This is a genomic window from Rhizobium alarense (assembly GCF_021555155.1).
GTDB classification, from domain to species: domain Bacteria; phylum Pseudomonadota; class Alphaproteobacteria; order Rhizobiales; family Rhizobiaceae; genus Rhizobium_D; species Rhizobium_D alarense.
The window spans coordinates 28,775-32,695 of sequence record NZ_JAKGBU010000063.1 but is presented as its reverse complement, the minus strand read 5'-3'; the positions used below and the strand labels follow the sequence as shown (position 1 = coordinate 32,695).

Sequence of the window (3,921 nt, the reverse complement as noted above, 5' to 3'; positions counted from 1 at the left end):
CGGCGCGGGCGGAATTCCGGGCCTGCCGTCAGCGGCTAAGCTTGAGGATGAAGTTTTCCGCCTCGATGACGGATGCCCCGACGGCGGCAAGCGCAGCGGCGTCGCTGCCGTGCGCCTCGAGCCGCTCGGCGGCCTGCGCCACGAAGGTCGCCCCGACGGCCTGGGCCGCACCCTTCAGACGGTGGGCGAGCGACGCCCGGTCGGCCGCCGCCGCCGCGGCCATGTCCTTCATGATCTGGCGGGCCTGCCGCGCGAAGATCTGCAGCACTTCGAGTTCCAGAGCCTTGTCGCCCATGGTCTGGTTCGCCAGATGCACGAGGTCGATGGGGCGGGACTTCGACGGACACGCGCCGCCTGCATTGTCCGGAGCTTCGAAGGCAATTTTGAGGGCTGCCATTGCCAATTTATCCTTGTTATACACTCTTCTGTTTCGTTGTGACGCGCGTGGCGCCGTCCCGGCAGGTTCGGTCGACAGAATCCGGGACCGGTCGCGCCGCCGCCCCGTCTGCCGCCGGCAGACAACGGTGGTGCACATCCGTCGCAGTTCGGAACTTGCATCCTGCGCGCGGAAAGCGGCTATCCGATTAAAAGCGGGCGCAATCGCGGCGGAATTCGCCAACTATGGTTAACGCCTGTTATATGCGGTGAATTCCCAGCAATTCCATTATGATACCCTTTTGCGGCGCATTAACTTTCTGTTAGGAATCTTGCAAGGCCACATGCGCATGAATTGTGTGAAACAGGCTAATGTGTCACTACGATACGGCTGAGGACTTGTTTATGCCCGAATTGGCAGGACAGTCCGCCGCGGAAGGTCCAGGGCCAGCAATGGCAGCCCCACGGGCGGCGGACCTTCCTTGAGAATGGGAATGACAACGGCGGCGCGTATCGACAGTCATGACGGCTGGACGGCGGGCGGCCCCGACCGGACGGGCTGACGACTTTCTGTGCTGGCGGCAGGAGATCGAAAGTACGACCGGCCGAAATGGTAACGAGGCGTATCCGCATGGCGACAAACAAGTCACCCGAATCGATCGACGACAAGGCGTTCCAGGCCTTGGAGGAAGCCCTGAAGATCGACTTCGATGATCTCGCTCCGGCAACGCCCAAGAACCAGTCCAAGGGCGCCCCGGAGGCCAATGTGTCCGAGAATGCGAGCCGCGCAGAAGATCGCAGTGCCAAGGCCCCCGCGCCGGCTGCCGAGCCGCCCCGCTCGCTCAATCCGGAGCCCGGACCGCGCCAGCCGGCGCTCTCGCCGGCAAACGACGGCACACGCAAATCGCCGGCGGCCATCCTGAAGTCGCTCGACGCGCGCTCGAGCCGCGCATCGCTGCGCATGGCGGCCCTCATCTCCGTCTTCTGGGTCGTCGGCGGCCTCGGCCTTGCCAACCTTCTCTACGGTCCGCAGATCTGGCAGATCCGCTCTCTCGCCGCGCTCGTCGCCATTCCCGGCGCAATCGGCATCCTCGTCGCCGTCATCATGCCGGTCATGCTGTTCTTCGCCTTTGCGATCATGATCTCGCGGGCGCATGAACTGAGAAGTGCCGCCCGCTCCATGGCGGAAGTGGCGCTCCGCCTCTCCGAGCCGGAGACCGTCGCAGCGGACCGCATCATGTCGGTCGGCCAGGCCGTGCGCCGCGAGGTCTCGGCGATGAACGAGGGCATCGAGCGCACGATCGCGCGCGCCACCGAGCTGGAATCGCTTGTGCATTCCGAAGTGAACGCGCTGGAGCGCAGCTACACGGACAACGAGCTGCGCGTGCGCACGCTGGTCCAGGAGCTCGGCACCGAACGCGAGGCGATCATCAACCATTCCGAGCGCATCCGCTCGACGATCTCGGGCGCGCACGACCAGCTGCGCGAAGAGCTCACGGCGGCGAGCGAGGGCATCGCGAGCCGCATCGCCACCTCCGGCGAAGCCTTCGCGGCGATGATCGACACCCGCGCCGCCATGCTGATGGAGAAGTCCGACAGCGCGACGCAGACGATCGGCGCCATGCTGTCCGCCCGCGCCGACAGCCTGCTGTCGACCCTGAGCTCGTCCGGCATCGCCCTTGCCGGCGAATTCGACACGCGGCTGGAACACCTGACCGAAACGCTGAAGAGCAACGGCGACACGCTGCTCAAGCAGTTCGAGACGCGGGCCTCCTCGCTCGACACCAACACCGAGAGGCTGAATGCGGCACTCAACGAGCGTGCCCGACAGCTCAACGAGACGCTGATCGCCCGCACGCGCGAAATCAACGAAAGCCTGACGGTCGGCCAGCAGGCGATCGCGAGCGGCCTCGACGACGTCATCCAGTCGATGAACGCCACGCTCGACGACCACGGCGCCCAGTTCCGCCAGAACCTCAAGAACACGGTCGACGACACCATCATGGATCTCGACCTGCGGTCCGGTTTCTTCGACGAGCGCCTGCAGGCGACGGTCGGCCAGATCGCCACCGCCTTCGATTCCCGCCTCGACGGTTTCGCCAATGCCTTTGACGAGCGCGCGGGAACGCTCGATTCCAAGCTGATGGAGAGCCTCGGGCGGATCAACGAGACGATCGCCGGCGGCCAGCACGCGATCGACGGCATCCTGACGAGCGGCATCGAGCGGCTTGGCTCGACGCTCACCGACCAGTCCTTCGCGATCGCCACCGCGATCGGTACGGGCCAGGAAGTGTTCGAGGCGGCGATCGGCGATCAGGCCGCCACGATCCGCTCGACGGTCGATGGCGCCCATGAACGCATGCAGTCCGTGCTGAAGGAGCGCGGCGACATCCTGCTTTCCGGCCTCTCGGAGGCGCAGGACCGGTTCCAGAGCGGCTTCGGCGCGCGGGCGGATGCACTCGCCGGCACCATCGCCGAGAGCGAGCAGCGTCTTACCTCCGCCCTCGACACGCGCGGCACGGCGATAGCCGGCAGCATCCAGGCGGCCCAGATCCGCATGGAGGAGGCGCTGGGCGCCCGCGCCGACGAGATCACCTCCTCCATCGCCGCAAGTCACAACCGCATCGACAGTGCGCTGTCCGAGCGTACGGCCGCGCTCTCCGCGATGCTCAACGAGACGGGCAGCGCGCTGGAAACCTCCGTCGGCAGCGCCGCGAACCGCGTCGAAAGCGCGCTCACCGGCGCGGCGCGGCAGATCGACGAGGTCATCACCGGGCGCACGGCCAATCTCGCCTCCGTGCTCGGCAACAGCGCGACGACGATGCAGACGGCGATCGATACCGCCGCGACCCGCGTCGAGACGGTGCTGCGTGACGGCAGCGAACAGATCGGCGGCGTGCTGACCGGCCAGGCGGCCGAATTCGCCGACGCCTTCTCCGGCCGTGCCGCGGAGATCGCGGAAACGCTGTCCGGTCGGGCAAGCGAGCTCGCCGGCTCGCTCGTCTCCACCCATGAGCAGATCCGCTCGACGCTCGATGACCGCGTCAACGCGATCCGCATCGCCATGACCGATGGCCGCGAGCAGCTCGCCGAAACGCTGAACGACCAGGTGACGGCGATCGGCACGACGATCGCCACCAGCGCCGGCATGCTGGAAATGACGCTCGAGCAGCACGAGGAGAACCTGCGCCGCTCGATCGAGGGCAGCGCCGCCGCGCTCGACGAGACCGTGCGCCAGAGCGCCGGCTCCGTCGCCGACCACCTCAGCGCCACCACCGCCGAGATCGCCGCCGCCGCCGAGACCTTCGGCAACCGCATGGACTCGACGCTCGGCAGCGTGACGAGCCGCTTCGACGCGACCGGCGCCCGGATGGAGGAAAATCTCGGCGCGCTGGAGCACCGCATCCAGCACAGCGTCGAAAGCGTTGCCGGCCTCGTCGATTCGGCCGGCAACCGCATCTCCGAGACGCTCGCCGGGCGCGTCTCCGAGCTCGACCGCGTCAGTACGCAGGCCGCCGCCCATATCGGCGAGACGCTCGCCGGGCG

The 3,921-nt window shown here is 67.1% G+C and carries 2 protein-coding genes; one reads left to right on the top strand and one right to left on the bottom strand.

All coding sequences use genetic code 11. The annotated features are described in order from the left end of the window. Positions 1-28: 28 nt before the first annotated feature. Positions 29-397, bottom strand: a complete 369-nt coding sequence (locus LXM94_RS18440) for an Hpt domain-containing protein (protein WP_235772930.1) — start codon at positions 395-397, stop codon at positions 29-31. 609 nt (positions 398-1,006) lie between these two features. On the opposite strand from LXM94_RS18440, the gene LXM94_RS18435 reads away from it, so the two are divergent. Further along, the coding region (locus LXM94_RS18435) for an apolipoprotein A-IV repeat region-like domain-containing protein (RefSeq protein ID WP_456239088.1) at positions 1,007-3,921 on the top strand (2,915 nt) is incomplete at its 3' end.

Excerpts from the sequence above, each read along its gene's own strand:
- LXM94_RS18440 (WP_235772930.1), bottom strand. The coding sequence starts at position 397 with ATGGCAGCCCTCAAAATTGCCTTCGAAGCTCCGGACAATGCAGGCGGC.